This window comes from Croceibacterium segetis, from assembly GCF_011320115.1.
Taxonomy (GTDB): domain Bacteria; phylum Pseudomonadota; class Alphaproteobacteria; order Sphingomonadales; family Sphingomonadaceae; genus Croceibacterium_B; species Croceibacterium_B segetis.
The window spans coordinates 36418-62605 of sequence record NZ_JAANOZ010000009.1 but is presented as its reverse complement, the minus strand read 5'-3'; the positions used below and the strand labels follow the sequence as shown (position 1 = coordinate 62605).

The window sequence follows — 26188 nt, the reverse complement described above, 5'->3', positions numbered from 1 at the left end:
GCCGCCGCTGGTAGACATCGCCCTCGGGACCCAGAAAGGCCAAACCATGCGCCAGCGCCTCTACCCGCTCGAAGACCTCGAGGACATTCCCGGCACCACCGTGTTCACCGCGCGGCGCAGCCGCCAGGCGTACCACCTGCACAAGTTCTGCATGTCGCTGATGGACAAGGACAATCGTAACGCCTTCAAGGCCGACGAGCGCGCCTATCTCGACCGTTTCCGGATGACCGAGGAGCAGAAACAGGCCGTGCTCGCGCGCGACTTCAACGGATTGATCGAACTCGGCGGCAACATCTATTTCCTCGTCAAGCTCTCGAACACCGACGGCTGGAGCGCGCAGAAAGCGGTCGGCTCGATGACCGGGATGACCCCCGACGAGTATGCCGCCATGATGCGCGCCGGCGGGCGCTCGCCCGAGGGGCAGAAGTCGAAGCGGGACCAGGGCTGATGGCGCGGATCACGGCGGGCATCGCTACCAGCCACGTGCCCGCGATCGGCGCGGCGATCGACCTCGGCAAAACGGGCGACGAATACTGGGCGCCGGTTTTCGCCGGCTACGAGTGGGTGCGGACATGGATCAAGGACAACACCCCCGACGTGGTGATCCTGTGCTATAACGACCACGCCAGCGCGATGATGCTCGACATCGTGCCGACCTTCGCGCTCGGTTTCGCCGAGGAGTACGAACCGGCTGACGAAGGCTGGGGCGCGCGCCCGGTGCCGACGGTGATGGGCGATCCCGACCTCGCCGGCCACCTCGCCGAGCAGCTGGTGATCGACGATTTCGACCTGACGATCATGAACGCGATGGACGTCGACCACGGCCTGACCGTGCCGTTGAGCCTGGTGTTCGGACAGGTCGAGGAATGGCCGTGCCGAGTCATCCCGCTGGCGGTCAACGTCACCCAGTTCCCGACGCCTTCCGCCGACCGCTGCTGGCAGCTCGGCGCGGCGATCCGCGACGCGGTCGAGGCCTATCCCGAGGACCTCGACGTGCAGGTCTGGGGCACCGGCGGGATGAGCCACCAATTGCAGGGCGAGCGCGCCGGGCTGATCAACCCGGAGTTCGACAACGCCTTCCTCGACAAGCTGATCGACGGGACTGACGAGTTGCGCGCGATCACGCGGCTGCAGTTCCTGCGCGAGGCCGGGTCCGAAGGCATCGAGTTGATCATGTGGCTGATCATGCGCGCCGCGCTGGGAGAGAAGGTCGAGCAGCTGCACCGGTTCTACCACGTGCCAGCGTCGAACACCGCGGTCGGCCACACGGTACTGCGGCCGGTGGCGGACTAGCCGGTCCAGCCCGAAGGCATGCCATAGGGACACTCGGTCATCAGCGCCTCGATGCGGGTGATCAGGCCCCGCTCGATGCGGAACGCCTCGGCGATCATCCAGCTGAATGGGCGCTCGACTTGCGAGTGGACCGCGGTGCCGTCGGCGAGGGCGTAGTCGCGCACGGTGCCCGAATGGTCGAAGAAGGCGAACGAGAAGACGAGGCCCCGGGCGGGTTCGATCACCGGAAAGCGCCGCTCGCGGAGGCGGTCGACGAAGGCGAAGTAGCCGGTCTCGAACTGCTGCCTGGCGGACATCGCCCGGAACGCTTCGAAGTAGGGCGTCTTGCCGGCATCGGGCGAGGGCGGCACGCCTGTGGTGCGGAAGCCGTTCTCGATGCGCACGCAGTCGTCGGCGAAGGGATACTCGCCGCGCCCGTCGTTGCGCTCGAGCCCGGCGAAGTAGAGGTCGGCGACGCGTTGCAGCTCGGCGCGGCCCATTCGTTCGGAAGGGTGGACTTCGCCGAACCATGCGGTGTCAGGCCCGCCGCTCGCATCGAGCGCCGCGGGTCCGTCGCCGAACGCGCTCACCCCGCCGAAGAGCGGCGGCCGGGCGACGATCGCCTCGATCTCGACGGGCTGCCCGCGCTCGGCCTTGACCCTCAGGCCGATGATCGAACGCGTCCCGCCTTCGGTCAGAGTTGCGAAGCACGCCGCCTGGCCGGACTCCTCGTCGAGGAAGGTGTGGCAATAGGGCCCGACCTTGTTCGCCGTCGCCCACAGGCCTTCGCCGATGGGCAGGCGTTGACCGTTCTCGGTGTAGGCGGCTTCGAGTCCTGCAGTATCGGACGAGCCGATCTTATCGAGGACGCTGTCCAGAGCTGCCTGGAGGTGTCCGCGATCCATCAGACCCCGCCCGGCGTGACGTCCTGCCCCGCCTCCCGGAGTGCGTCCGTTAGCGCATCGACGCAGCGCTCGAGTTCGTCGGGATCGGTCGAGCGTATCACGAAGTTGGCGCCCGTCCTGCCTTCGCGGAAGAACGGGTAGCTGCCGATCTGGCAACTCGGATGGGCTGTCTCGACCTCGCGCAGGATATCGGCGACGTGGCTCTCCTGGACCCAGCCGCCAACCGTCTCGCTGAGCAACGGCGCGCCGCCTTCGAGCGTGCCGGTGAGGGCGTCGAGCATCTGCGCGGTGATCGCAGGGACGCCGGCCATCATGAACAGGTTGCCCACCCGGATGCCCGGCGCGCCGGACATCTTGTTGGGAATCAGGTCCGCACCTTGCGGCACTCGCGCCATTCTCAGGCGCGCCGGGTTGAGCCCGCCACGGGCGGCGTAGAAGTCCTCGAGGATCCGGCGGGCCTCCGGGTGTTCGACCACCGGCACGCCGAGCGCCTTGGCGACCGCGTCGACCGTGATGTCGTCGTGCGTCGGGCCGATGCCGCCGGTGGTGAACAGGTAATCGTGAGTGGACCGCAGCGCGTTGACCGCCTCGGCGATGCGCTCCTCGACGTCGGGAACGACGCGCACTTCCATCAACCGGATGCCCTGCACCTGCAGCCAGCTCGCCACCTGGGCGATGTTCTTGTCGTGCGTGCGGCCGGAAAGGATCTCGTCGCCGATCACCACCAGCGCCGCGGTCCAGATGCGCTCGCTCATTCAGGCCGCCCTGGTCGCGGACGGAAGCTTCTCGAAGCGCAGCACGCCGTCATCGACCGGGCGCTTGCGGAAGTCCCGGCAGTCTTCAAGGTAGTCCTGGTTGAGCCGCCACGGCAGGATCGGCGCGCTCTTGGGGATCATGTGCTTCGCCCGCTGGAGATAGCCCGAGGAGAACGGGAATGGCTCGACGATCTCGAGATCGTGGTCGACGGGCAGGTACGGCACGACCACGTCGGCGCGCTTGTCGCGCATCCGGTTGAGCACGCGGCAAACGTAATCGGAATTATTGTCCGCCCGCAGCGTCCAGCTGGCGTTGAGGTAACCGAACACGATCGCCAGGTTGGGCACGTTGGAGAACATGCAGCCGCGGTAGAACCAGTGCTCGGTCCAGTCGACGGGCTTGCCGTCGATGCTGACCGCGACCTTGCCGCCGAGCGACAGGCGCAGGCCGGTGGCGGTGATCAGGATATCGGCGGGGAGACGCTCGCCGCTGGTCAGGCGCACGCCGTCCTTGTCGAAGCCTGCGATCTGCCCGGTGACGATCGAGGCCTTGCCGGCCTTGACCGCTTCGAAGAAGTCGCTGTCGGGCACCAGGCAGAGTCGCTGATCCCACGGATTATACGGCGGCTGGTAGTCGGCGCTGTAGTTCTCGCCGAGCTCCTCGCGCAGCTTGCCGGCGAGATACTGCGCGACCTTGTCGGGTTCGCTGCGCGCCTTCTTGAAGAAGTATTGGCGCAGGCGAATGTTCTTCTGCCGGGTGATCCAGTAGGCGAGCCATTCGGGCAGCCATTTGCGCAGCCGGTTCGCGGTCGCGTCGCGGCTCGGGCCAGAGGCCATCCAGGTCGGCGTGCGCTGGAGCATCGTCACGTGCGCGGCCTGCTCGGCCATTGCAGGCACGATGGTGACCGCGGTCGCGCCCGAGCCGATCACGACGACCTGCTTACCGGTATAGTCGAGCTGGGCAGGCCAGAACTGCGGGTGGATCACCTCCCCGCCGAATTTGCCGAGACCCGGCAGCTGCGCGTCGTGCGGGTCGTCGTAATCGTAATAGCCCGAGGCGAGGTAGAGGAACCGCGTGGTCACCTCGTGCCAGCTCTTGTCGTCCTCGACGGTGAGGCGCCACCATGCCTCGGCGGATCGCCAGTCGGCGGTTACCACCTTCGTGCCGAAGCGGATGTGCTTGTCGATCCCGCGCTCGCGGACCGTTCGGTTGAGATATTCGAGGATCGCGTCGCCGTCGGCGATGGCCTTCTCGTGGATCCACGGCTCGAAGCGGAAGCCGAGCGTCTGCATGTCGCTGTCGGAGCGCACGCCGGGATAGCGGAACAAGTCCCAGGTGCCGCCTATCGCCTCGCGCCGCTCGAACAGCGCAAAGCTGGTGCCGGGGCACATCATTTGCAGGTGCGCGGCCATCGAGATGCCGGAAATGCCGGCGCCGACGATGGCGACATCGAGGTCCGCTTCGCGGGTCATGCAGGGGCCTTCCTCCAACCGGGTGCGAAACTAATCGAACGGCAGGCGATTGCTACCCCCGAGGCGCTCTGCGAGAACAGCGTGGGCTAAACAGGGAGGCCAAGTGGCAGGACACGAATCGACCAGGGTGCTGCTCACCGCGCTCGCGGCCAATGTCGGCATTGCCGTCGCCAAGTTCGTCGCCGCGGCAATCACCGGGTCGTCGGCGATGCTCACCGAAGGCGTGCACAGCCTGGTCGACTCGACCAATCAGGTGCTGTTGCTCTACGGCACCAAACGAAGCCGGCGCGCGCCCACCCCGATGCATCCGCTCGGCTATGGCCGCGAGCTGTATTTCTGGTCGTTCGTAGTGGCGATGCTGGTGTTCTCGCTCGGCGCCGGGGTGTCGCTCTACGAGGGCATCCTGCATCTGCTTTACCCGGAACCCACCGGGGACCTGCTGATCGCGTTCATCGTGCTCGGCGTGGCCATCGCGCTCGAAGGCTGGTCGACCCTCGCTGCGCTCAAGGCCTTCAACAGCGCGCGCGGGCGCAAGTCCGTGTTTCGTGCGATCAGGGACACCAAGGACGCGCCGAACCTGATCGTGCTGCTCGAGAACAGCGGGGCGATTGCCGGCCTGGTGATCGCCGCCCTCGGCATCGCCTTGTCAGCGCTGACCGGCAGCCCGGTGTTCGACGGCATCGCCTCGGTGCTCATCGGTGTCGTCCTTGCGGCGACGGCGGTGATGTTGCTGATCGAGGCCAAGGGCCTGTTGATCGGCGAGGCGGCCGATCCCGAGCTCGTCAAGGCGCTGCACGACTGCACAGAGGGGCACGCCGGCGTCGTCGCGGTGAAGGAAGTGCTGACCGTGCACCAGGCGCCCGACATGGTCGTGGCGATTATCAGTGCCGATTTCGAGGACACCATCTCGGCGCGCGACGTCGAGCAGACGGTGGCCGATATCGAGACGGCGATCGCCGCGCGATTCCCGGTCGTGACGCGAGTCTACATAAGGCCGATGGGAGGTTAGGCCGAAGCCTCGCTCGTTTCGCCAGTGAACATCGAACGGTCGGGCAGTTCGTCCCAGTCGATGCTGAAGCCGTCGCTGCTGGTGCCTTCGAGCTGCTCGCGCGCCGCCTGGACGGTGTTGGCGAGCAGGCACGAGATCGTCATCGGGCCGACGCCGCCGGGGACCGGGGTTACCGCGCGGGCGTGCTGCACTTCCTCGAAGGCGACGTCGCCGACCAGCTTGGTCTTGCCGTCCTCGGTCTTCATCCGGGTGATACCGACGTCGATGATCACCGCGCCGGGCTTGACCCAGTAGCCCTTGACCAGCCGCGGCGCGCCGGCGGCGGCGATGATCACGTCGGCCTTGCGGCAGATGTCAGGCAGGTCCTTGGTCTCAATGTGGGTCACGGTCACGGTAGCCTCGCGCTCGAGCATCAACATCGCGATCGGCTTGCCGACGATGTTCGACTTGCCGATCACCACCACGTCGAGCCCGGTGAGATCGTCGTACACTGTGTCGAGCAGCTTCATCACCCCGAGCGGGGTGCAGGGGATAATTCCGCCGGTGCCGGTCGACAGGCGTCCGACGTTTACGGGGTGGAACCCGTCGACGTCCTTCGAGGGCGCGATGGCGCGCAGCACCAGTCCGGTGTCGATGTGCGTCGGCAGCGGCACCTGGCACAGGATGCCGTGAATCGCGGGATCCTCGTTGAGCGTGGCGATCAGCGCCAGCAGCTCAGCCTGGCTGCTGTCGGCCGGCATGCGGTGCTCGACGCTGGTGATGCCGACTTCGGCGCACTTCTTGATCTTGCGGCCAACGTAGACCTCGCTCGCGGGATCGTTGCCGACCAGGATCACCGCCAGGCCCGGGCGTGGCAGGCCGGCCGCGACCATCGCGTCCACTTGCGCCTTCGTCTCGGCGTCGAGCTTCCTGGCGACAGCGCGCCCGTCGATGATGTCGGCCATCGGTTCGTCCCGGAATTTGAGTTGCGTGGCGCTCACGTGTCAGTGCTTAGCGTCGTATTCGTTAACCCATTCCGCCGACGCTTTCAGGGCGCCGAAGGGATACAAGTGCAAACGCACACGGCCAAGGTCGGGGGTCAGCCCCTTGTCCAGCGATGCGACCAGCTTGTCGGGTCCGGCGCTGCCGATCAGGTTGGTGATCGAAACGCCGTACTTCTTCATCACGTTGGCCGAGGCGCCCACGCCGCAGCGCTTGGCGAAGCCGAGCAGGCGCTTGATCCCGGCCGGTCCGGGTACGCCGAGGCGCACTGGCACGTCGATCCCGCGCGCGCGCATTTCCTTGACCCAGGCGACGATCGCGTCGTCGTCGAAGGCGAACTGGGTGACCACCAGCGGGACCATGCCGTGCGAGCGGACCGCGGCGAGCTTGCGCTCCATCCAGTCCCACAGCTCGGCCTTGGTGTTGTTCGGATGGCCTTCGGGGTGGCCGCCGACGCCGACGACCTCGATGCCATGCTTCTCGAGCAAGCCGCTTTCGATGATCTGCAGCGAATTCTCGTATGGGCCTTCGGGCTCGGGCGGGTCACCGGCGATAACGAACACGCGCTTGACGCCAGCGCTGGCGGCGATGTCGGACAGGTACTTGTCGAGCTCGGCTTCGGAAGTCAGCCGGCGCGCGGAGAGATGGACGATAGGCTCGAAGCCGAGCTCGCGGACCAGCTCCGCCGCCACGACTCGCTGCTCCATCTCCTCGCCGGGCAGGAAGGTGATCGCGATCTGCGTGCCGGGGCGGATCAGCGGCGCCGCTTCGCGCAGGCCGTCCAGCTCCTTGGCGGTCATTTCCAGCGAATAGCCGTCCACCATGTTGGCGCGCGGCTTCTCCCAGTTCGGGTGGATCGCGGCGTACGACATATAGGGGATTCTCCTCTCTCGGCGAGGCGGCTCTTAGGCGCGCCGGCCACTCGCGAAAAGCCCCTAGCGCAAGCGAGTTTCTTCGTATAGACGAAAATTTCATACCTGCGAATTCATGGGAGAGGCGATTCAATCGCCATGTTGCTGTTCCTGCCCGGGCTGGCGTGCGACGCACGCATTTACGCGCCGCAACTCGCGGCCTTCCCGGATTCGCGCGCGGTCGACGGTTATGGAGCAGCCGATTCGCTGGCCGAGATGGCGCGGATCGCGCTAGATCAGGCGCCCGAGTCTTTTGACCTGCTCGGCCACTCGATGGGTGGGCGAGTTGCGCTCGAGGTCTTCCGTCTTGCTCGCGAACGCGTGCGCCGGATCGCGCTCGTTTCGACCGGAGTGCATTCGCTGCGCGCCGGCGAGGCCGCCAAGCGCGAGGCGTTGCAGGCGGTCGGCTGGAACCACGGCTTCGACAAGCTGATTGACACCTGGTTGCCGCCGATGGTGGCTGAGGCCAACCGCGCCAAACCGGAAATCTACGAACCGCTTCGGCAAATGAATATCGAAGCTGGGCAGGACGTGTTCGACGCCCAGATCCACGCGCTCTTGGGCCGGGCGGAAATGGAAAGCCTGCTGCCGCAAATCGCTTGCCCGGCGCTGGTCATGACCGGCGAGCTCGATACCTGGGCCCCGCCGGCTCAACATGAAGCGATCGCCGCGGCGATCGCCAATTCGGAACTCGTGATCGTCCCGGGCGCTGGACACATGATCCAGCTCGAAGCGCCCGAGGCGGTCAATGCAGCCATCGCCTGCTGGCTCGAACGGCCGGCGTGAGATTCAACCTTCAACCAACCCACCCCCTCTAGGAGAGGTACAACCCATGAGTGACAAGACCCTTCAGCAGAAGCTGGATTCGGCCGGCAACGTCGTCGATTTCCTGCGCAACCAGCAGACCGGCCCCAACGCCTATCCCGGCGTCCCCGCCGAATACACCAACTGGCGCAACGAGCAGCGCGCCTGGTCCGAGACCGCGGTGCTGTTCAACCAGAGCTACCACATGGTCGAGCTCTACGTGCGCGGGCCCGACGCCATGGCGCTCCTCGAGTACACCGCCATCAACAGCTTCAAGAACTTCGCGGTCAACAAGGCCAAGCAGTACGTGCCGGTGACCCCGGAAGGCTACGTGATCGGCGATGTGATCCTGTTCTACCTCGCCGAGAACGAGTTCAGCCTGGTCGGCCGTGCACCGGCGATCGAGTGGGTCGAATTCCACGCACAGTATCCGAAGCCGGACGGCAGCAAGTGGAACGTGACCGTCGAGCGTGACGAGCGCACCGCGTTGCGCAGCGACGGCAAGCGCAAGAACTATCGCTTCCAGCTGCAGGGCCCGAATGCGATGAAGATCCTCGGGATCGCGATGGGGCAGACCCCGCCGGACCTCAAGTTCTTCAGCATGGCCCACATCGACATCGCCGGCAAGGACGTGATCGCGCTGCGCCACGGCATGGCCGGTCAGCCGGGCTACGAGCTGTTCGGGCCATGGGAAGACTATGCCGCCGTGCACGGCGCACTGGTTGAAGCCGGCAAGAACGATGGGCTCGCCCTCGTCGGCGGCCGCGCCTATTCGTCGAACACGCTCGAATCCGGCTGGCTGCCTTCGCCGCTGCCGGCGTTCTACACCGGCGACAGCCAGATGATGAAGGACTTCCGCCAGTGGGCCGGCGAGAACTCCTACGCCGGAAAGGCCTCGATCGGCGGCAGCTACGTGCCCGACAGCGTCGAGGGCTACTACCTCACGCCGTGGGACATCGGTTACGGCCACATCGTCAAGTTCGACCACGAGTTCGTTGGCCGTGAGGCGCTCGAGCGGATGGCGACCGAGACGCACAAGACCAAGGTCACCCTGGCGCTCGATCCCGAGGATGTCCTTCGCGTGACCAGCTCGCTCTACACCAAGGGCGATCGCGCCAAGTACATGGAGTTCCCGAGCGCGGTGTATTCGATGCACCCGTTCGATGAAGTCCGTGCCGACGGCAAGGTGATCGGCGTTTCGACCTGGATCGGCTACTCGTCCAACGAAGGCGCGATGCTGTCCCTGGCGATGATCGACCCGGCCTACGTCGAGTTCGGCAAGGAAGTGACGCTCGTCTGGGGCGAGCCCAACGGCGGTACCTCGAAGCCCACGGTCGAGCCCCACGTGCAGACCGAGATCAAGGCGATTGTCTCGCCGGTGCCGTACTCGTCGGTGGCCCGCAACGCCTACGCCGACAGCTGGCGCCAGACCGGCAAGGGCGTGTCCGAGCTGGTCAGCTAAGTTTTCGCGAGAGCGAAAGGAGCGAGGGCGGTCCCTTCGGGGGCCGCCCTTTTCTTTCGCGAGCGGGATTTTTGGAGTAGGTCCGGCGAATGGTCGCTCGACTGCTCCTCCTGCTCGCCCTGCTGCTGCCGGCCCCCGCCGCGGCGGATACTCTCGAAGGATCATGGGCGCTGCAAATGGGCGGAGCGGCGATCTTCCGCTTCGATCTCGCCAAGGATGCCGACGGCAAGTGGCACGGCACTTGGAGCAAGCCGAGCTCGTTCGCCAGCAACGGCAACAGCTTCTCTCACCTAAAGGGGCCGCCCAAGAAGGTCCCGTCGATGACCGCACTCGAAACGCCCGACGGGATCGAGCTGAGCTTCAACGATCCCCGTCCCGGAGCGGTGCCCGATATCTTCGATTTCAAGCCGATCGATTCCGATGCGGTCGAACTGGTCTACGTCGGCACCGACCTGGCGCCCTATACGCTCGACCGGGTCAAGGCCGAGGCGCCGCTGGGACCGTGGGATGCGGCCGCGACCTACTCGCGCGAGGCTCCGCCGAAGGAACCTGCCGTCGCGCCCGACAGGCCCGCCGAAGACCCGCCGGCGATCGAGCCCGGAACGTTCAGATTGAAGCCGGGCGCTCCGGTCGGGCGCTAGCGCGGGCTCAGAAGGTCTTCTTGAATCCGACGCGCAGCTGACGGGGTTCGACGATCCGGCTGTTGATCCCCTCGACGCCCCCGGACGGTTCGCCTGGCAGACGGGTGGCGTAATAGTAATCGATGTCGTCGGCGTGCGAGTTGAACACGTTGAGCAGGTCGGCGTAGACTTGGATCCCGTGGAAATGCGTGGGCGTCCACGCGGCGCGCAGATTGACCAGCTTGGTCGGCGTGCCGCGTTGCGAGTTGTCCCCGACCAGAGGGTGGGGCCCGAGGTAGCGCAGGCGCGCGGCCACGTTCCATTCGGGGAAGATCGCCGAGACGCCGAGTTCGCCGGAGCTTTCGAGCGCGCCCGGGATGAAGTTCTGCCCCGCCGGCACGCCGATGTAGCGCGAATGCGCACCGGTCCACACCGCGTCGATCGCCAGCCAGTCGTGCCATTTCCAGAAGCCGGTCAGCTCGTAACCGTGGCGGCGGCCAGGGTCGCTCGGCTCGACCGCGCCCGAATCCCCGACGTAGATCAGCTCGCTGCCGATAGTGCTCCACCAGTAGACGCCGGTCAGGATGAAGCCGCCGCGCTCTAAGCGGCCGCCCAGTTCCTTGAAGGTGCCGCGGACGAGTCCGGGCGCGGGGCTGATCGGGTTGGTCACCCCCCGCGCATCGTTCGAATGGAAGCCCTGACCCCAGTTCGCATAGAGGGCAATGCCGGGGACGAGCTCGTAGTTCACGCCGAGCTTGGGAGTGACGAGGTGGTCGTTGACGCTGCCGCCCCAGCTGGCGGGGGCGAGCGGCCGAGTTTTGAAGCCGTACCAGTCGCCGCGCAGCCCGCCGATCACCATCAGGCCCTGGAGCGGTTTCCAGACTGCTTCCGAATAGAGGCCGATGCTCCCTTCGTTGACCTTGAAGTTGTAGTCCGTTGAGCGGACGACGGCGTTCGTGCTGTGATCGAAGCCGACCGGATCGATATCGTCCTTGCGCATTTCGGTGCCGAAACGCCAGGTCAGCCTATCCGAGAGCGTAAATGTGTGCTCGATCCGCCCGCCGTAGGACCACAGCTTGTCGAACTGGCGGATCTCGTCGCCGTTGACCGGGTCGTCCAGGAAGAAAGTGAAGTTGGAGTACAGGTACCAGTTATAGTGCTGCGCCCAGGCGGTGACTCTCCAGCTGTCGGAATTGTAATTGACCGTGGCGATCTCGCGCTCGGTGCGTCCATGGAGGAACGGGTCGAGCGTGCCGTACCGATCCTTGAGCAGGGTGCCGACCGCGCGCTCGGGGATCTGCTCGGTCGGCTGCCAGCTATCGTAAAAGACGTTGAGCGAGGCCTGCAGCATGCCGTCACCAATCCCGACGGAATATTTCCCAAAGCCCGAATAGCCGCGGAACTTCTCCGGCAGCTGCCACGGCCCGTCGTTGAACTTGGCTTGCCCGGCGAGGACGAGGCTGCCTCCGCCCAGAGGCACGGAGCCGCCGGCGACGAAGCGCTGGTAGTTGTACATGCCCACCTCGGCGAGCGCGAACGGCTCCAGCTTGTCCTTGGTGGTGATCTGCGATGAACCGACGAAACCGAAATCGCCGACGTCGGCGCGGTACGGGCCCTTCTTGTAGTCCACTCGCTGGACGATCTCGGGAATCAGGCCGTTGACGTCGAGGTAGCCTTGGCCGTGGCCGTGGGTGCGGAAATTGATCGGCATGTCGTCGATGTAGAGCGCGAAGTCGGTCCCGTGGTCGAGGTTGAAGCCGCGGAGGAAATACTGGTTGGCCTTGCCGCCGCCTGAGTGCTGGGTGGCGATCAGGCCCGGAGTCGCTTCGAGCAGTTCGCCGGGCCGGAGCAACGGACGAACCTCGATGTCGGCGCCGGCTACACCGCCTTCGCTTGCTGCCCCCGCCGAGCCGATACGTTTCTCGCCCCGGCCGTAGACAACGATCTGCTGTCCGGTTGTCGATACATTGGTCGTCTTGTCGGCACTCTCGCCATCGTCGGCGACTGTTTCTGGCGCGCTTCCCTCGTCGGTGGCGGCCTCGTTCGTGGCCGGCTCCGCGGCTGCTTTGACCTCGGTCGCAAAAGCGCTCGCCGGATGGATGGCGCATAGCGCCACGCCGAGGAGATAGGAGGCACGACTATTCGTGCGCAAAAGCACATTGGGTTGCATTCAATTGGTCCTGAAAATTCGGCGAAATCGATTACTTCAGCGTCGGGTCGCCTCCGGCCTTGCGGATTTGGTCCACGAGCTTCTTCTGCGACGGATACCAGAATTCGAGATGACAGCTCTCGCAAACGCCATCGAGCTGGTTGATGATCGGCCCGGCCGCGGCGGCATCGTGCTTGTTGGCGGCCTTGGCGAGATCGGCCATGTCCTGCGCCAGCGAATTGGCGTAGTTGCGCAGGCCCTCAGGATCCTTGTCGACATTCGCTTGCACTGAAGCCGCGCTGTCGCCGCCGGGCACGCCCTCGTCGGCGATCTTCACGCCCGGCTTCACCACCACGATCGGGTCCTTGAGCGAGGCAAGGTCGAGCGCCGCCTGCTGCAGATCGACCGCCGCCGAGGCGAGCTTCTTCCAATCGTCGTCGCTCATGGTCGAGGAATCGAGTCCGGCGTCGCCCCCGACATGCGGATTGGTCAGATCCCAAAGAAAATCGCCGCGCTTGTCGACTTCGTCCTTCATGATCTCGTGCAGGGTCTTCTGCTGCGGCGGCGCCTCATGCTTCTTGCAGCCGGACGTCAGCAATAGCGCCGGCACCACGATCCAAAGCAATCTCATCTTACAATCTCCGGGCGAGGACCGCTCCTCGTTGCGTACCGCCCCTCAACCGGGCGGCGGGCATCTTGGCTTCCGGCGTCCCTCAGGTCGACGGGTCGACGCCGCTGTTCTTCTTGATGGAATTGATCAGCCCGCGCTGCGACGGATACCAGTACTTGACGTGGCAGCTCTCGCAGATGCCGTCGAGATCGTTGATCAACTGACCGGCGGTCGCCGCATCGTGCTTGTTCGCCGCCGCGGCGAGATCGGCCATGTGCTGGGCGAGCGCGTTGGCGAGGTCGCGCACGCCTTGCGGATCCTGGTCGACGTTGTGCTGCACCGATTTCGCGCTGTCGCCCCAATCGGCGTCTTCGAAGGCGATCTTCGTGCCGGGCTTCACGACGACTATCGGGTCGGGCAGCCCGGCGAGCTCGAGCGCAGCCTGCTGGAGATTGGTCGCGGCGCCGGCGAGCTGCTTCCAGTCCGCGTCGGTCATGCTGCCGCCGTTGAGGCCGGCATCCTCGGTCATATGCTTGTTGCCGACTGCCCACACGTCATCGCCGCGGGGGTCGACCTCGTCCTTCATGACCTCGTGAAGCGTTGCCTTCTTCGAGGGCTGCTCGGACTTCTTCGAACAGCCGGCGAGCAGCAGCGCCGGAACCGCTAGCCAGCAGAGGGCGGAACGCCAGCGCCGCGTCGGCGCCGCGTTGTTACGCGCTGTTGCGCATCGAAAAATCGCGCGATCCAAGGCACTCTCCCCATCCGGTCACCGACCGTTTCGTCCGCTGTCGGCCACTGCTCTCGCCAAGCCAAGTTAATTACGGTAATCCCTCGTAACAGCACGTTACAGGGTAAGCGCCGAGCATGGACGAGGGATCGCGGGCCAACTTTGCCGACGAAGTCGTTCGCGTTCGCGACAGCGGCCTCCTTGGGCATTCCGGGCGCTTGCGCGACTTGTTCGATTTTCTTGCCGAACGCGGGCCCGAAGGAGAGCCGGCGACCCAGGCGGATATTGCCGAAACGGTGTTCGGCCAGCGCCAGGCCGAGGCCGACGACGCCACCGCGCGGGTTTACATCCACCGGCTGCGCAAGCGGCTCGAGCAGTTCTACGCCGACCGCGACGACGGGAATGGACGGCTGGTCATCCCGGCCGGCGCCTATGCGCTGCGGTTCGAACGCGGCGACGCGAGCCTGCCGGTTCCGCTACCGCGCCGTCCCTCGCGCCGCTGGCTGGTTCCGGCGGCGGCGCTGCTCGCGCTGGTGGTGACGTTCTTCATCGGCCGCGACCTCGCGGGCGATGCCGGCGCGCCCGAGGTCAACGCCATCTGGCGTCCGTTTGTCGAGTCGAACCGGCCGATCCTCGTTGTCGTCGGCGACTACTACATCTTCGGGGAGATCGATCCGACCCATCCCGAGCGGAACCGGCTGATCCGCGATTTCGAAATCAATTCGCCGACCGATCTCGCGCGGGCGCAGGAGGCGAACCCCGCACGGTACGGTGCCAGCGAGGACATGGGCTTGAACTACCTTCCGGTGTCGAGCGCCAATGCCCTGCGCGCGCTCGCCCCCGTGCTCGCCCAGGCAAAGAAGCCGGCGAGCGTGATCGCGGCTTCGCAGTTGAGCAGCGATGCATTCCGCACCCACAACGTGATCTACGTCGGGCTGTTCAGCGGGATGGGCCTGCTGCAGGACGTCAACTTCGCCGATTCCCATTTCGCCATCGGCGAGACCTTCGACGAGCTGGTCGATATGGAATCCGGCCGCCGCTACACCAGCGGAGAGGCGCTCTCGCTGGCGACGCGGCGCTATTACCAGGACTACGGCTACGTCGCCCGCTTCCACCAACCCGGCGGCGCGCTGGTGGCGGTGCTGGCCGGGGAGCGCGACACCGGCCTGCGCGGAGTGGCGCCGCTGGCGGTGACCGGCAAGCTGCCCGACAAGCTGGCCGCGCTCGCCGCCGACGGCAAATCGTTCGAGGCGGTTTACCAGATCACCGGCCAGCAGGGCGCCGACCTCGGCGAGAAGCTGGTCGATGCGCGCGGCCGGCCGTAAGGCTATCAGGCGGTCTCGAGCAGCGCCGCGGTGCGTTCGAGCAGATCCATGATCCGCCGCCGCGTGGCCTCGTCGCAGCGCACCTTGGGGATCGCCACCGACAGCGCGCCGGCCGTCTCGCCGCCCATCGTCACCGCGCGGCCGATGCCGATGATGCCCAGGCTGAACTCCTCGTCGGTGAACGAGAAGCCGGACTGGCGAATGTGGGCGATTTCCTTGCGCAGGGCCTTCTCCGCGGTGACCGTCGAGGGCGTGAAACGGATGCGCTCGGTCTCGGCAAAATAGCGATCGAGCTCGGCGTCGGAAAGCTTGGCCAGCAGCGCCTTGCCGCTGGCGAGCGCGTGCATCGGCAGGCGATTGCCGGTCGGCACGGCGTAACGCAGCGCCTGCTCGCTCGATTCGGTCACCAGCGCCTCGACGTCCCAGCCCTCGCGAACGAAGAAGCTCGAGGTCTCGTTGAGCTGGACGCGCAGCGTGCGCACGAGCGGCGCGGCGCGGTCGGCAAGGGTGTAGGCCTCGGCGTGCAGCTGCAGCTTCTCGAGCCCGGGACCTGGCGAGTAGCGACGCCCTTCGCGCACGAGGTAATTGCGGTCGACCAGCGTCGCGAGGAGGTACGACAGGCTCGAAACCGGGATGCCGAGCGCAGTGGCGATCTCCTGCGCCACCAGGGGGCGCGGATGAGCGACGACATACTCGATGATGTCGAGCGTCCGCGTGGCCGACTTGACTTGACTCGATTGTGCCGGGTTGCTCGCCATGTCTCCCTATCCGATCCGCGCGTCGGCTATATCCGCCCCGGCACGCAAGGCGGCAAGCTTCTTCCAAGCCACCGCCGGGTCGATCTTGCCGTAGCCGGCGAAGGTGCCGAAGCCGCAGTCGCTGCTGGCGATCACGCGGTCCTTGCCGACAATGGCGGCAAAGCGCTCGATCCGCTGGGCGACCAGTTCGGGCGTTTCGAGATAGTTCGAGCAGGAATCCACCAGCCCCGGCGCGAGGATCTTGCCGGCCAGGTCGGCCGCTTTCCAGACGATCCATTCGTGCTCGTGGCGCGGGTTCGCCGCCTCGAACAGGATCGTCGCGGGCCGTGCCGCAAGGACGATGTCGATGATCTTCTCGAGCGCGATGTCGAAGTCGTGCGGGCCTTCGTAGTTGCCCCAGCAGACGTGCATGCGCAGCTTTTCGGGCGGAATGTTCGCGGTGGCCGCGTTGAGCGCCTCGACGTTGGCGCGGGCGACATGCAGGAACTCTTCGTCGCTGAGGTCCTGGTAGCCGGTGTGGCGGCTCATCGCGAGGTCGGGGCAATCGAGCTGGAGCTGGAAGCCGGCGTCGACGATCGCCTCGTACTCGGGCCGCATCGCCCCGACCAGATCGGCGAGATAGGCTTCATGGCTCGGGTAGAACTGGTTGGGCTGGAACGCGGTGATCAGGCCGGGGCTCGCCGAGTTCATGAACGCCTCGACGCCCTCGCCATGCTTCTCCAGCGCAGCCTTGAAGCGGCGGATGTCGTCGTGCAGCGGCTGGAGATTGACCAGCTCGACCTTGGCGATCGCGCTGGCGCGGGTGAACTCCTGCGCGCCCATGATGTGGCTGAGCTTCTTGGCCAGCTCGGGCACTTGCGCCAGGTCCTTCGCCGGCTTCCTCGGCGAGTGCCCGCCGAACCCCGAAAGGCGCTCGATCACATAGGTCGAATAGCCGACCTTGCCGAGCTCGCCGTCGCTGACGATCGAGACGCCGGCTTCGACCTGGCGCCGCACCGCCTCGTCGACGGCGGCCTGCACGACGCGGTCGAACTCCGCTGCGTCGTAAGCCTCACCCTTGTCGCGCGCGAGGAGGAGCGGGACCAGTTCCGGGCCGCGCGGCAGGCTGCCGACATGGGTGGTCTTGATCATCGGCGCGATATTTCAGATATGCGAAAATTACGCAAGAGCGAAAAGATGGACCCGCCCGCCCCGGGTGACACTTTACGGACCCTGTCACCCTGGTGTCGCCCTGGAAACCACGCATTTCCGCGCGACTGACAAGGTGACACTTTTCCATCCGAACGCGCGCCTGTTGCGCCGGCGAGATGTGTCTCGTGGTTCGCCGCGCGCAGGCGAGGATGTTGGATTCGGCCATCCCCAGCATAAGCCACAACCGGGGGCTTGTAGGACAGCACTTTTTTCACCCGGGTCAGACCAGCGCGCAGCCGACGCTTTCGATCTTGCCGTCCTTCAGGTGGTAATGAATGTACTGGCGCATCTCCTGCACCTCGCCTTTCGCGATCGGGAAGAATTGCTGCATTCCGCGCGCGTCGAGAATTTCCCGCGTCAGGTGGTCGATGGCCTCGATGCGCACCATGGCCTCCACGGCGGCCAGCTCGTCGCTGCCCGCGAAGCGTTCGACCGTGACCGTTTCCTTTACGTAGCGATGCATGAAGCCGTAGAACTCCTTGAGCTGGTCGCGGGTGGTGATCTCTATGCCGAAGAACGCCATCCGCGGGTTCTCGGCGTAGAAATCGAATACCGCGTTGTACTCGCGGGCGTTGAAGGCGGCGACGTAGCGGCCGTAATCGTCTCGGGTCATGCGAGCCCCTCCTTGCGCGCAATAGTAACGAGCGTTAGCAAGGCTGCAAGCGCCCGCTTGAGGGCTGAGGGAGAGCGGACTTGGCCGAGAGCGGCGACACTTTCGATTACATCGTCGTCGGCGCGGGCAGCGCCGGGTGCCCGGTCGCCGCGCGGCTGAGCGAGGACCCGGGCACCAGCGTGCTGCTGCTCGAGGCCGGCGGGAGCGACAACCACCCGTTCATCCGCATGCCTCTGGGCTTCCTGCGGGCGATGACCAAGCCGCAGTTCAACTGGACCTACATGACCGAACCCGAGCCCAATCTGGGCGGCCGGCGCATGCCGCTGCCGCGCGGGCGGGTGATGGGCGGGTCGGGCTCGATCAACGGCATGTTCGCGATGCGCGGGCATCCGGGCGACTACGACCAGTGGTCGCAGATGGGCGCGCGCGGCTGGTCGTTTGCCGACGTCCTGCCGTACTTCCGCCGGCTCGAGGATTCGTGGCGCGGCGACGGCACTTATCATGGGCAAGGCGGCCCTGTGCGGGTCAAGCCGATCGACCTGCCGGCGCTGCATCACGAACGCATGATGGAAACCGGCCGCAGGCTCGGCTTTCCGATCAGCGAAGACCTCGGCGGGGAGCAGGCCGAGGGGTTCGCCCGCGGCGAAATGACCGCCGACAAGCGCGGCCGCCGGGTCAGCGCGGCGACCGCCTATATCCGCCCGGCGATGGGGCGACGGAACCTCGACGTGCGCACGGGCGCGCTCGTCCGCCGCGTGGTGTTCGAAGGCAAGCGCTGCGTCGGCGTCGAGATCGAAGGCCCGAGCGGGCCGCAAGTGATCCGCGCCCGGCGCGAGGTGATCCTCTCGGGCGGGACCTACAACTCGCCGCACTTGCTGATGCTCTCGGGCATCGGCCCGGCGGCGCACCTCAAGCAACACGGCATCGAGGTGCTGCACGACAGCCCCGGGGTGGGGCGCAACTTGCAGGAGCATCCGACCGCCAGCCTCGAATGGAACGCGACGCAGCCGGTCACTTTCCTCAACGAGCTGCGCTGGGACAAGCTGCTGCTGAGCACCGTTCGCTGGGCGCTGCTGGGCACCGGTACCGCGACCTACCAGGTCAACAGCTGCAACGTGGTGATCAAGACCCGCCCGGAACTCGACCGGCCCGACATGCAGATCATGGTCAACCCGATCCGCTTCGACGCGCAGACCTGGTTCCCGGGGATCAAGAAGGGCCAGGATCACGTGTGGTGGGCGGGCGTCGTCCAGCTCCATCCCGAGAGCCGCGGCTGGGTCGAGCTCAAGAGCGCCGACCCGCGCGAGGTTGCGGCGGTGACGCTCAACGTGCTCGACACCGAGAACGACCGCCGCCAGCTGCGCGACGCGATCCGCCTGACCCGCAAGATCTACCGCACCGAGCCGTGGGGCGAGCTCGTCGGCCAGGAAAAGACGCCGGGCGAGCAGGTCGCCAGCGACGACGAGCTCGACGCTTACCTGCGCGACTGGTGCTACGTCGGCCAGCACCCGGTCGGCACCTGCGCGATGGGTCTCGGCGCCAAGTCGGTGGTCGACAGCGAATTGCGCGTGATCGGCGTCGAGGGGCTGCGCGTCGCCGATGCCTCGGTGATGCCGACCGTGCCCGGCGGCAACACGATGCTGCCGTCGATCATGGTCGGCGAGAAGGCTGCCGACCTGATTCGCGGCCAGAGCCTGCCGCCGGCCGAGCTTCCTCGAGGCGACGCAGCATGACAATCTGTCCTTCGAGACGCGTCTTCGGGACGCCGCCAGGCGGCTCCTCAGCCGCTCCTCAGGATGAGCGGTTCATTTTCCTCTCGCCCATCCTGAGGAGGGACTGAGCTTGTCGAAGGCCCGTCTCGAAGGACGCACGCCTGAGGAAGAGGCGAACCTGGCGCTGGTGCTCGAGATGTTCGAGCACGTGCTCAATCCGATGGACTCGGGCGCGGTCGACCGGTTCATTTCGCCCGGTTACATCCAGCACAACCAGATGGCCGAGCCGGGGCGCGAGGGTCTCAAGAAGTTCCTCGACACGATCAGGGCGCAGACTCCCCACGCGGTGCACGAGGTGAAGCGCGCCTTCGTCGACGGCGATCACGTCACCGTGCATTACCACGTGCGCCGCTGGCCGGGCGACAACGGCTGGGCGGTGATCGACATCTTCCGGCTCGAGAACGGCAGAATCGCCGAGCACTGGGACGTGATGCAGGACGTGGTTCCCGGCGGGCCGAACCCGCTTGGGCCGTTCTAGGGAATGACTATGCGCTTCGAAGACAAGATCGTCCTCGTGCTCGGCGGCAACAGCGGGATCGGGCTGGAAGCCGCCAAGGCGTTCGCCGCGGAGGGCGGCAAGGTCCACTTCACCGGCCGCAACCAGGCAACGATCGACGAGGCCCAGGCGGCGATCCCCGGCGGCACCGGTTACCGGTCGGACGTCGCCGATCCGGCTTCGACCGAAGAGGTCGTCGCGAAGATCGAGGCGGCCGACGGCCGCATCGACGTGCTCTACATCAACGCCGGCGTCGGCGGGTTCGCACCCTTGCGCGGCATCACCGAGGAAGCATGGGACCACGTCCATTCGATCAACCTGCGCGGCTGCGTCTTCGCGCTGCAGAAGGCGCTGAGAATCATGGGCCGCGGCGGTTCGATCGTGGTGACCGGCTCGATCGGGGCGCACGGCGCGCTCGAGGGCAACGGCGCCTATGCCGCGGCCAAGGCCGGGCTCTACATGGCGATGAAGGTCTTCGCCAAGGAGCTGGTCGGCGAAGGCATCCGCCTCAACGTCGTCAGCCCCGGGCCGATCGAGACGCCGCTGCTCCACCGCAATCCCGGCATGAGCGACGAGCAGGTCGCCGCGCTCAAGGAGATGATGATCGCCAACATTCCGATGCACCGCATGGGCCAGAGCGAGGACGTCGCCAAGGCCGTGCTGTTTCTCGCCAGCGACGACGCCAGCTTCATTACGGGCGCGAACTTGTTCGTCGACGGCGGCCTGATAGAGCTGCGCTGATGGACTTCAACGACACCACTCCGTTCGCCGCGCCGTTCTCCGAGCTCGACAACCCACGGCTGGAATTCGTCATGGAAGTGCGGCTGACCTTTCCCGAGGTCTTCACTATCGCGCCCCATCCCAACGGCGGCATGCGCAGCGCGGTGCTGGTCAGCGGCGGCACCTTCGAAGGGCCGAAGCTCAAGGGCCGGGCGATCCCCGGCTCGGGCGGCGACTACGCTTATTTCCGGCCCGACGACGTCGCGGTGTTCGACGCCCGCTACCTGCTCGAGGAGGAGGACGGAACCGTCATCCTGCTCAACAACAAAGGCTTCCTGTGGGGCCGCCGGCCCGACACGATGGCGCGGCTGCGCGACTGGGCGTTCAACAATGGCCCGCCGGTGCCGCACGAGGACTATTACCTGCGCGGCAACCCGACGTTCGAGTGCCCGGTCGGCAAGCACGACTGGCTGACCAAGCACGTCTTCATCGGCGTCGGCGAACGGCGCAGCGACGGCAACCTGCTGAAGTATTATGCGCTGGTGTGAGGCTCAGGCGAGGCCGAGCTTGTCTGCATAGAGCAGGCGCCCGCCCGAAAGCTGGGTGAGGGCGTAAGGGAAATCCTCGGGCGCCATCGCGAAGCAGCCGTTCGACCGCCCGAGCACCCCGTGGGTGGCGACGAAGCTCGGCGTGGCGTAGGCGGCCGAGTGCATCACGATCGCCCGGTCGAGCGCGTTGGAATTTTCCGCGTCGAGCCCGCCGAGGCGGATCGAAGTGCCGTACTTGCCCTTGTACCACTCGTACGAGATGTAGGCCCCGCGGCTGGTGGCGTTCGAACCGACTTCGTTCGAGAACCAGTGCAGCCAGCCGTCGTGCTCGGGGTCCGAGCCCAGCCCGTGCGCGACGAGGAAGGACCGCACGGTCCCGGCCTCGAGATTGGCGAGATGGAGCCGCGGCTGCGCCGAATGGGCGCCGAAGTCGGCGATCCCGGCGATGTCCTGTCGCCACAGCACGTTGCCGGCACGGGCGACCTCGCGGCGGGCGATGTCGAGGATCTGCGCGGAGCGGGTGCTGACGGTCAGCGGCTGGGCGGGCAGGCGCGCGGGCAATGCCAGCGCGCCGGTTGCGGCGGCCGCCGATGCGATGAACGTGCGCCTGTTGAGGGCTTCGGCCATGCTTCTTCCTATCGCACTTTTCTAACCGGGCGGTGAACGCGCAATGGCGATCCGTCGACGAGCCGTGGCTGGCTGGCGGCGAACCGAGCTAGAGAAGCCGGGAAATCGCCGCCTGACTCGCTGCGGTATAGGCTTCGCCGTGGCCGGGGCCGTTCGGGAAGTACTGGAAGGCGGCGTCTGCGGCGTCTCCCTTGGCGCTGTGACGGGCGTAGCGCGGCTTGGGCAGCCACACCGGCTCGGCCTCGTTGGCCACGATCAGGTTGCGCGCGCTCTCGGCCGTCGCCGTCTCGCCGAGCGCGGCCAGCTCGAATTGAAATGCGGTGACGAGTGCGCGGCCGGTCCCGCCGGCGGCCAAGCCGCTGAGCCCGCCGCAGCCGGCACGGTAACGCCAGCCGCGCGTGCCGCAAAGCACCGCAATGCGCCGCTCCGCTTGCCGTGCGGGCCCGCCGGGCGCCTCGCCAGCGGCCAGGCTGAAGCTGCGGTTGCTGGCGATCGCCGCCGCCACTTCGGGCAGTTCGCCGAGCGTCACCGTACGCGGATCGAGCGCGATCCAGTATTGCCCGGCTCGGCGGTCGAGCACCGTCAGCAACGCGGCCCAGGCGCCGCCGGGCGGAAGCGCTCCGCGGCGCACGGCCTGGTGCGGCACGATCTCGGGGTCGCCGCAGTGGTGCGCCAGGATCGCCCGGTCCTCGCCGGTCAGCGTGCCGTCGTCGACGATCGTGAACCGTGCTTTGCGCAAGCTGCGATGCAGCGACTTGAGCGCCACGAGATAGGGCAGCACCTCTGTGGTGCCGAGCAGCGAGACGATGCCCGGGCCGGCCGTGGCCTGCTCGAGCGGCGCGGTGTGCAGCACGCCCGCGATCGCCTCGGCATGGCGCGCGGCCTCGGGGCTGGCTCGCCAGCGCTGGGGCAGGAATCCGCTGATCGTCATCGCCGCCGAAACTAGCGGCGAGAGGTTAAGCGAATCTTGGCCGGAGTCGTCAGTTGGAAAGGGTCATCTTGTCGTCGGAAATGGCCACCTTGGGAACGTGGCTGAGAAACGACTGGCCGAGCAGCGAGACCGCGAGGCCCTCGGGCACGATGACCGCCTCGACGTTGTGGGCGTCGAAGTCGCCTATTGCGAGGTCGGGGATCGTCACCGGCACGCCCATCACCGGTCCGCTGGCGCCGCGGGCGACCGGGGCGAGCGCATTCGGATCCCAGTCCAGCCCCATGCCGCGCGCGTCGTCGCCGGTCAGCGCGATCATCGTCGCCCCGGTGTCGACCAGCATGCGGTAGTCGCTGCCGCCGACGTCGACCGTGGCGTAGAAATGGCCGTCGCTTTCGCGGTCGAGCACCATCTCGCCGCCCCATCCGGTGGCCGCGGCGAGATGCGCTTCGCTGCCGGCGTCGGCGTGGACCGGTTCGACGCTCGCTGCGGCATGCTCGCCGCGCGGGGCGAGAAAGGCGACCATCGCGCCGAGGGCGAGGACGGAGACGACAAAACCCTTCATGCCGCCAGGTTACGCCCGGCAGCTTAAGCGGGAGTAAAGCTACTCCGCCGCCTCCGCGACAGCCTCGGCGGCCTCGATCTCGGCGGCTTTCGCTTCGACCAGCTCGACGATGTGGTCGAGCATGTCGGCGTCCTGGACGTGATGGTCGGTGACCCCCGCGAGGTAGACCATGTGCTTGCCCGCGCCGCCGCCGGTGATGCCGATGTCGGTCTCGCGCGCCTCGCCGGGGCCGTTGACCACGCAGCCGAGCACCGAGAGAGAGAGCGGGGTCTTGATGTGGCTGAGCCGCGCTTCGAGCGCCTGGACGGTGCGAATCACGTCGAAGCCCTGGCGCGCGCAGCTCGGGCACGAGACCACCCGCACGCCGCGCGTGCGCAGGCCGAGCGCCTTCAATATCTCGAACCCGACGCGGACTTCCTCCTCGGGCTCGGCCGAGAGCGAGACGCGGATCGTGTCGCCGATCCCCGCCCACAGCAGGTTGCCCATGCCGATCGCGCTCTTGACCGTGCCGCCGATCAGCCCGCCGGCCTCGGTGATGCCGAGGTGCAGCGGACAATCGACCGCGTCGGCCAGGCTCATATAGGCGGCGACCGCGAGGAACACGTCGCTCGCCTTCACCGCCACCTTGAACTCGTGGAAGTCGCGGTCCTGCAACAGCTTGATGTGGTCGAGCGCGCTCTCGACCAGCGCCTCGGGGCAAGGCTCCCCGTATTTCTCGAGCAGGTCCTTCTCGAGGCTGCCGGCGTTGACCCCGATGCGGATCGCGCAGCCGTTGGCCTTGGCAGCCTCGACCACCTCGTTGACCCGCTCGGCAGAGCCGATGTTGCCCGGGTTGATGCGCAGGCACGCGGCGCCGGCGTCGGCCGCCTCGAGCGCGCGCTTGTAGTGGAAGTGAATGTCGGCGACGATCGGCACCCGCGCCGCGCGGACGATCTGTTTCAGCGCCGCGGTGCTTTCGACGTCGGGGCACGAGACGCGGATGATGTCCGCTCCGGCATCCTCGCAGCGGCGAATCTGGTCGATCGTCGCGCGCGCGTCGGACGTCGGCGTGTTGGTCATCGTCTGCACGGTGATAGGCGCGTCGCCGCCGACCGGCACGCTGCCGACCATGATCTGGCGGCTTTGACGCCGCACGATGTCGCGCCAGGGGCGAACAGAAGACATGGGCGCGCCTATAGGCTCGCCGAGATTAAGGGGCAATGACAGGCCGGGTTTGTCGCCAAATGGCTGACAGCGAGCTTCGGTGCCAATTTCATCACTCGCTTCTGGCCTTATTGAGCCGTTGCCGACGCGGCCTTTCCTATGACTCGGCCTCGTCGACGATCCGTTCAGAATCTTCCCTTGGTGCAGCTGTGACCCTCTCCGGCGCCGTTCGGGCCAGTGTGCGGGCGAGCCAATCGCGTACCGTCTCGGCGCTGGCCTCGCGGGCCCGCGCGGCGATGAACCCGTCGGGACGGACAAGCAGCGCGCCGCTGGGACCGATGCCGAAACGGTGCAGCGTTTGCTGTGGGAGCACGTAGTGCGCCAAGTCCTCGCCAGCGAGTTCAGGCCAATCCTTGAAGTCTGGGCCCGTCAGTAGCGCCATGCCGTCGGCGACAACGTCGACGGTCGTCTGGCCCGTGTCCAACGAGGCGTATGGCAGCCTACTTCCCGGAGCACCGCGCGTTTCCCGGGGATGCAGGCACGCCGGCTGGTTCTCGCGGCGTCCGTCGACCACCGCGCCGGAGCGGTAATACTGCCCCAGCTCCATCGTCAGCTCGTCGCGCTGCTCCGGGGTTGCGGGGGTGACCTCTTCGGGGGTGACCCGGCGCATGTAGCGGGTATACGCCTGCTCGACCGTCAGCAGGCCGACAGGACGGCGCTCGGCTTCGTAGCTGTCGAGCAGCGCTTCGCCGGCCTCGCCCTTGATCACCGCGGCGAGCTTCCACGCGAGGTTCGCCGCGTCCTGCACGCCGGTGTTGCCGCCGAAGCCGCCGGTCGGCGGGACCACGTGGGCGGCGTCGCCGGCCAGGAACACGCGCCCCGAGCGATAGGCGTCGGCGCAGACCGCCTCGGCCTTCCAGATGGCCACGTCCTCGATCTCGACCGCGATGTCGGGCACGCCGATGGCCGAACGGACGAGCGCGATGCAGCGTTCGACTGACACGTCGGCGGCCACGTCCTTGGCGCCCGGCAGCGACGGATCACCAAGCGTGTTGACCACGAGGAACCCGCGTTTGCCGTCGGCCTCGAAGCGGAAGAAGCCGCGCTGGTCGGGGTTGAGCACGTAGATCACGCCCATCGGGCGCCTTTCGAGCCACTGGCTGCAGTCGGCCTTGAAGTAGATGGAGATGCTGTCGCTGAGCCAGCCGGGACCGTTCACGCCGATCCCCAGCTTCTGGCGAATCGGGCTGCGGTTGCCGTCGGCGGCGATCATGTAGCGGGCGCGGATCGTGCGTGTCTCGCCGCTGTCGACATCGCGCACTTGCGCGGTGACGCCGGTCTCGTCCTGAGCGAAATCGACCAGTTCGCTGCGATAGTGCAGGTCCGCGCCGAGCTCGGCGGCACGGCGGTGGAGCAGCGGCTCGAGGCTCTGCTGCGTGATGAAGAACCGCCTGCACGGGCTGAACGATTCGAGCCCGAGGTTGATGCTCGGGACGAACAGCGCGAGCTCGCGCCCGGCGAGCGATTCGACGAGGTTGATGCCGCCGTCGGGGCCGAACTGTTTGTGGCTCGCCTCAAGGATGGCCGGCTCGAGCCCGATCCGGCGGTAGGCCTCCATCGTGCCGACGTGGAAGTATCCCGCCCGCGGATGGATCGAGGTCCCCGCGTGCTTTTCAACCACGTAGGCCGCGATACCCTGTTTCCCAAGAAACGCCGCCGCCGACAACCCGACCAGGCTGCCGCCGACGATCAGCACTTCGCATTCGACCCGCGGGCCGTTGGCATTCTCTGTCATAACGATCCTCTCGGACCTCATCCTAGTGC

The 26188-nt window shown here is 66.7% G+C and carries 27 protein-coding genes; 11 read left to right on the top strand and 16 right to left on the bottom strand.

Annotated elements, in window-relative coordinates:
- Positions 1-46 precede the first annotated feature (46 nt).
- Together ligA and G7B69_RS11425 are read left to right on the top strand one after the other, a co-directional pair.
- A complete protein-coding gene (gene ligA, locus G7B69_RS11430; protein WP_166179327.1) occupies positions 47-448 on the top strand; it encodes a protocatechuate 4,5-dioxygenase subunit alpha in 402 nt (133 codons plus the stop codon).
- A complete protein-coding gene (locus G7B69_RS11425; protein WP_166179325.1) occupies positions 448-1293 on the top strand; it encodes a class III extradiol dioxygenase subunit beta in 846 nt (281 codons plus the stop codon). Before ligA ends, G7B69_RS11425 begins: the two co-directional genes overlap by 1 nt.
- Here the strand turns inward: G7B69_RS11425 and G7B69_RS11420 are convergent.
- From G7B69_RS11420 to G7B69_RS11410, 3 genes are read right to left on the bottom strand one after another with little or no spacing between them, the layout of a single operon-like run.
- Positions 1290-2177, bottom strand: coding sequence for a DUF8021 domain-containing protein (locus G7B69_RS11420; protein WP_166179323.1), 888 nt, complete (start codon positions 2175-2177; stop codon positions 1290-1292). The genes G7B69_RS11425 and G7B69_RS11420 overlap by 4 nt on opposite strands.
- Entirely contained in the window at positions 2177-2932 is a 756-nt protein-coding gene (locus tag G7B69_RS11415; protein WP_166179321.1) for a competence/damage-inducible protein A, read from the bottom strand. The genes G7B69_RS11420 and G7B69_RS11415 overlap by 1 nt, the downstream gene beginning before the upstream one ends.
- The gene (locus tag G7B69_RS11410; protein WP_166179319.1) at positions 2933-4405 is read right to left on the bottom strand and encodes a flavin-containing monooxygenase; all 1473 of its coding nucleotides are present in this window, start codon (positions 4403-4405) and stop codon (positions 2933-2935) included.
- A 103-nt stretch (positions 4406-4508) separates the two neighbouring features.
- Here G7B69_RS11410 and G7B69_RS11405 point away from each other — a divergent pair, with 103 nt between their 5' ends.
- A complete protein-coding gene (locus G7B69_RS11405; protein WP_166179317.1) occupies positions 4509-5414 on the top strand; it encodes a cation diffusion facilitator family transporter in 906 nt (301 codons plus the stop codon).
- Here the strand turns inward: G7B69_RS11405 and folD are convergent.
- Positions 5411-6358, bottom strand: coding sequence for a bifunctional methylenetetrahydrofolate dehydrogenase/methenyltetrahydrofolate cyclohydrolase FolD (gene folD / locus G7B69_RS11400; RefSeq protein WP_166179315.1), 948 nt, complete (start codon positions 6356-6358; stop codon positions 5411-5413). The two genes, G7B69_RS11405 and folD, sit on opposite strands and share 4 nt — an antisense overlap.
- Positions 6359-6397: 39 nt before the next feature.
- Positions 6398-7267 carry a methylenetetrahydrofolate reductase gene (locus tag G7B69_RS11395; RefSeq protein ID WP_166179313.1) on the bottom strand — a complete coding sequence of 290 codons (870 nt, stop codon included), beginning with the start codon at positions 7265-7267 and terminating at the stop codon, positions 6398-6400.
- Positions 7268-7363: 96 nt separating this feature from the next.
- Here G7B69_RS11395 and G7B69_RS11390 point away from each other — a divergent pair, with 96 nt between their 5' ends.
- From G7B69_RS11390 to G7B69_RS11380, 3 genes are all read left to right on the top strand, one after another.
- Positions 7364-8092: an alpha/beta fold hydrolase gene (locus G7B69_RS11390; protein ID WP_341479187.1), complete on the top strand. Its 729-nt coding sequence runs from the start codon at positions 7364-7366 to the stop codon at positions 8090-8092.
- A 46-nt stretch (positions 8093-8138) separates the two neighbouring features.
- Positions 8139-9572 (top strand): syringate O-demethylase, encoded by a 1434-nt coding sequence (gene desA / locus G7B69_RS11385; RefSeq protein ID WP_166179311.1) that lies wholly within the window; start codon positions 8139-8141, stop codon positions 9570-9572.
- A gap of 89 nt (positions 9573-9661) precedes the next feature.
- Positions 9662-10213 carry a hypothetical protein gene (locus G7B69_RS11380; RefSeq protein ID WP_166179309.1) on the top strand — a complete coding sequence of 184 codons (552 nt, stop codon included), beginning with the start codon at positions 9662-9664 and terminating at the stop codon, positions 10211-10213.
- 7 nt (positions 10214-10220) lie between these two features.
- On the opposite strand, the gene G7B69_RS11375 is transcribed toward G7B69_RS11380, so the two are convergent.
- The 3 genes from G7B69_RS11375 to G7B69_RS11365 all read right to left on the bottom strand — a co-directional run bounded on the left by G7B69_RS11375 (position 10221) and on the right by G7B69_RS11365 (position 13699).
- Positions 10221-12362 carry a TonB-dependent receptor gene (locus G7B69_RS11375; RefSeq protein WP_166179307.1) on the bottom strand — a complete coding sequence of 714 codons (2142 nt, stop codon included), beginning with the start codon at positions 12360-12362 and terminating at the stop codon, positions 10221-10223.
- A 31-nt stretch (positions 12363-12393) separates the two neighbouring features.
- Positions 12394-12972, bottom strand: a complete 579-nt coding sequence (locus G7B69_RS11370; protein ID WP_166179305.1) for a cytochrome c — start codon at positions 12970-12972, stop codon at positions 12394-12396.
- An 82-nt stretch (positions 12973-13054) separates the two neighbouring features.
- Complete coding sequence (locus tag G7B69_RS11365) at positions 13055-13699, bottom strand: cytochrome c (protein ID WP_166179302.1); 645 nt, start codon at positions 13697-13699, stop codon at positions 13055-13057.
- A gap of 116 nt (positions 13700-13815) precedes the next feature.
- On the opposite strand from G7B69_RS11365, the gene G7B69_RS11360 reads away from it, so the two are divergent.
- A complete protein-coding gene (locus G7B69_RS11360) occupies positions 13816-15003 on the top strand; it encodes a helix-turn-helix domain-containing protein (RefSeq protein WP_166179300.1) in 1188 nt (395 codons plus the stop codon).
- Positions 15004-15008: 5 nt separating this feature from the next.
- Here the strand turns inward: G7B69_RS11360 and G7B69_RS11355 are convergent, their stop codons facing one another.
- The 3 genes from G7B69_RS11355 to G7B69_RS11345 all read right to left on the bottom strand — a co-directional run bounded on the left by G7B69_RS11355 (position 15009) and on the right by G7B69_RS11345 (position 17565).
- Complete coding sequence (locus tag G7B69_RS11355) at positions 15009-15761, bottom strand: IclR family transcriptional regulator (protein WP_166179298.1); 753 nt, start codon at positions 15759-15761, stop codon at positions 15009-15011.
- A 6-nt stretch (positions 15762-15767) separates the two neighbouring features.
- A complete protein-coding gene (locus G7B69_RS11350; protein WP_166179296.1) occupies positions 15768-16892 on the bottom strand; it encodes a cobalamin-independent methionine synthase II family protein in 1125 nt (374 codons plus the stop codon).
- Positions 16893-17172: 280 nt separating this feature from the next.
- A complete protein-coding gene (locus G7B69_RS11345) occupies positions 17173-17565 on the bottom strand; it encodes a nuclear transport factor 2 family protein (protein ID WP_166179294.1) in 393 nt (130 codons plus the stop codon).
- Between the two features lie 80 nt (positions 17566-17645).
- Here G7B69_RS11345 and G7B69_RS11340 point away from each other — a divergent pair, with 80 nt between their 5' ends.
- The 4 genes from G7B69_RS11340 (at position 17646) to G7B69_RS11325 (ending at position 21101) form a co-directional block, all read left to right on the top strand.
- Positions 17646-19298, top strand: a complete 1653-nt coding sequence (locus G7B69_RS11340) for a GMC family oxidoreductase (RefSeq protein ID WP_166179292.1) — start codon at positions 17646-17648, stop codon at positions 19296-19298.
- Between the two features lie 109 nt (positions 19299-19407).
- Entirely contained in the window at positions 19408-19815 is a 408-nt protein-coding gene (locus G7B69_RS11335) for a nuclear transport factor 2 family protein (protein WP_243415145.1), read from the top strand.
- Between the two features lie 3 nt (positions 19816-19818).
- Positions 19819-20574, top strand: a complete 756-nt coding sequence (locus G7B69_RS11330) for an SDR family oxidoreductase (RefSeq protein ID WP_243415144.1) — start codon at positions 19819-19821, stop codon at positions 20572-20574.
- Positions 20574-21101, top strand: coding sequence for a DUF3237 domain-containing protein (locus G7B69_RS11325; protein ID WP_166179290.1), 528 nt, complete (start codon positions 20574-20576; stop codon positions 21099-21101). Before G7B69_RS11330 ends, G7B69_RS11325 begins: the two co-directional genes overlap by 1 nt.
- 3 nt (positions 21102-21104) lie before the next feature.
- Here the strand turns inward: G7B69_RS11325 and G7B69_RS11320 are convergent, their stop codons facing one another.
- The 5 genes from G7B69_RS11320 to G7B69_RS11300 form a co-directional block, all read right to left on the bottom strand.
- Positions 21105-21728, bottom strand: a complete 624-nt coding sequence (locus G7B69_RS11320) for a murein L,D-transpeptidase catalytic domain-containing protein (protein WP_166179288.1) — start codon at positions 21726-21728, stop codon at positions 21105-21107.
- Between the two features lie 88 nt (positions 21729-21816).
- The gene (locus G7B69_RS11315; protein ID WP_166179286.1) at positions 21817-22659 is read right to left on the bottom strand and encodes a hypothetical protein; all 843 of its coding nucleotides are present in this window, start codon (positions 22657-22659) and stop codon (positions 21817-21819) included.
- A 49-nt stretch (positions 22660-22708) separates the two neighbouring features.
- The gene (locus G7B69_RS11310) at positions 22709-23221 is read right to left on the bottom strand and encodes a retropepsin-like aspartic protease family protein (protein ID WP_166179284.1); all 513 of its coding nucleotides are present in this window, start codon (positions 23219-23221) and stop codon (positions 22709-22711) included.
- 39 nt (positions 23222-23260) lie between these two features.
- Positions 23261-24385, bottom strand: a complete 1125-nt coding sequence (gene ispG / locus G7B69_RS11305; protein ID WP_166179282.1) for a flavodoxin-dependent (E)-4-hydroxy-3-methylbut-2-enyl-diphosphate synthase — start codon at positions 24383-24385, stop codon at positions 23261-23263.
- A gap of 136 nt (positions 24386-24521) precedes the next feature.
- Positions 24522-26159, bottom strand: a complete 1638-nt coding sequence (locus tag G7B69_RS11300) for an FAD-dependent monooxygenase (RefSeq protein ID WP_166179280.1) — start codon at positions 26157-26159, stop codon at positions 24522-24524.
- Positions 26160-26188: the final 29 nt, after the last annotated feature.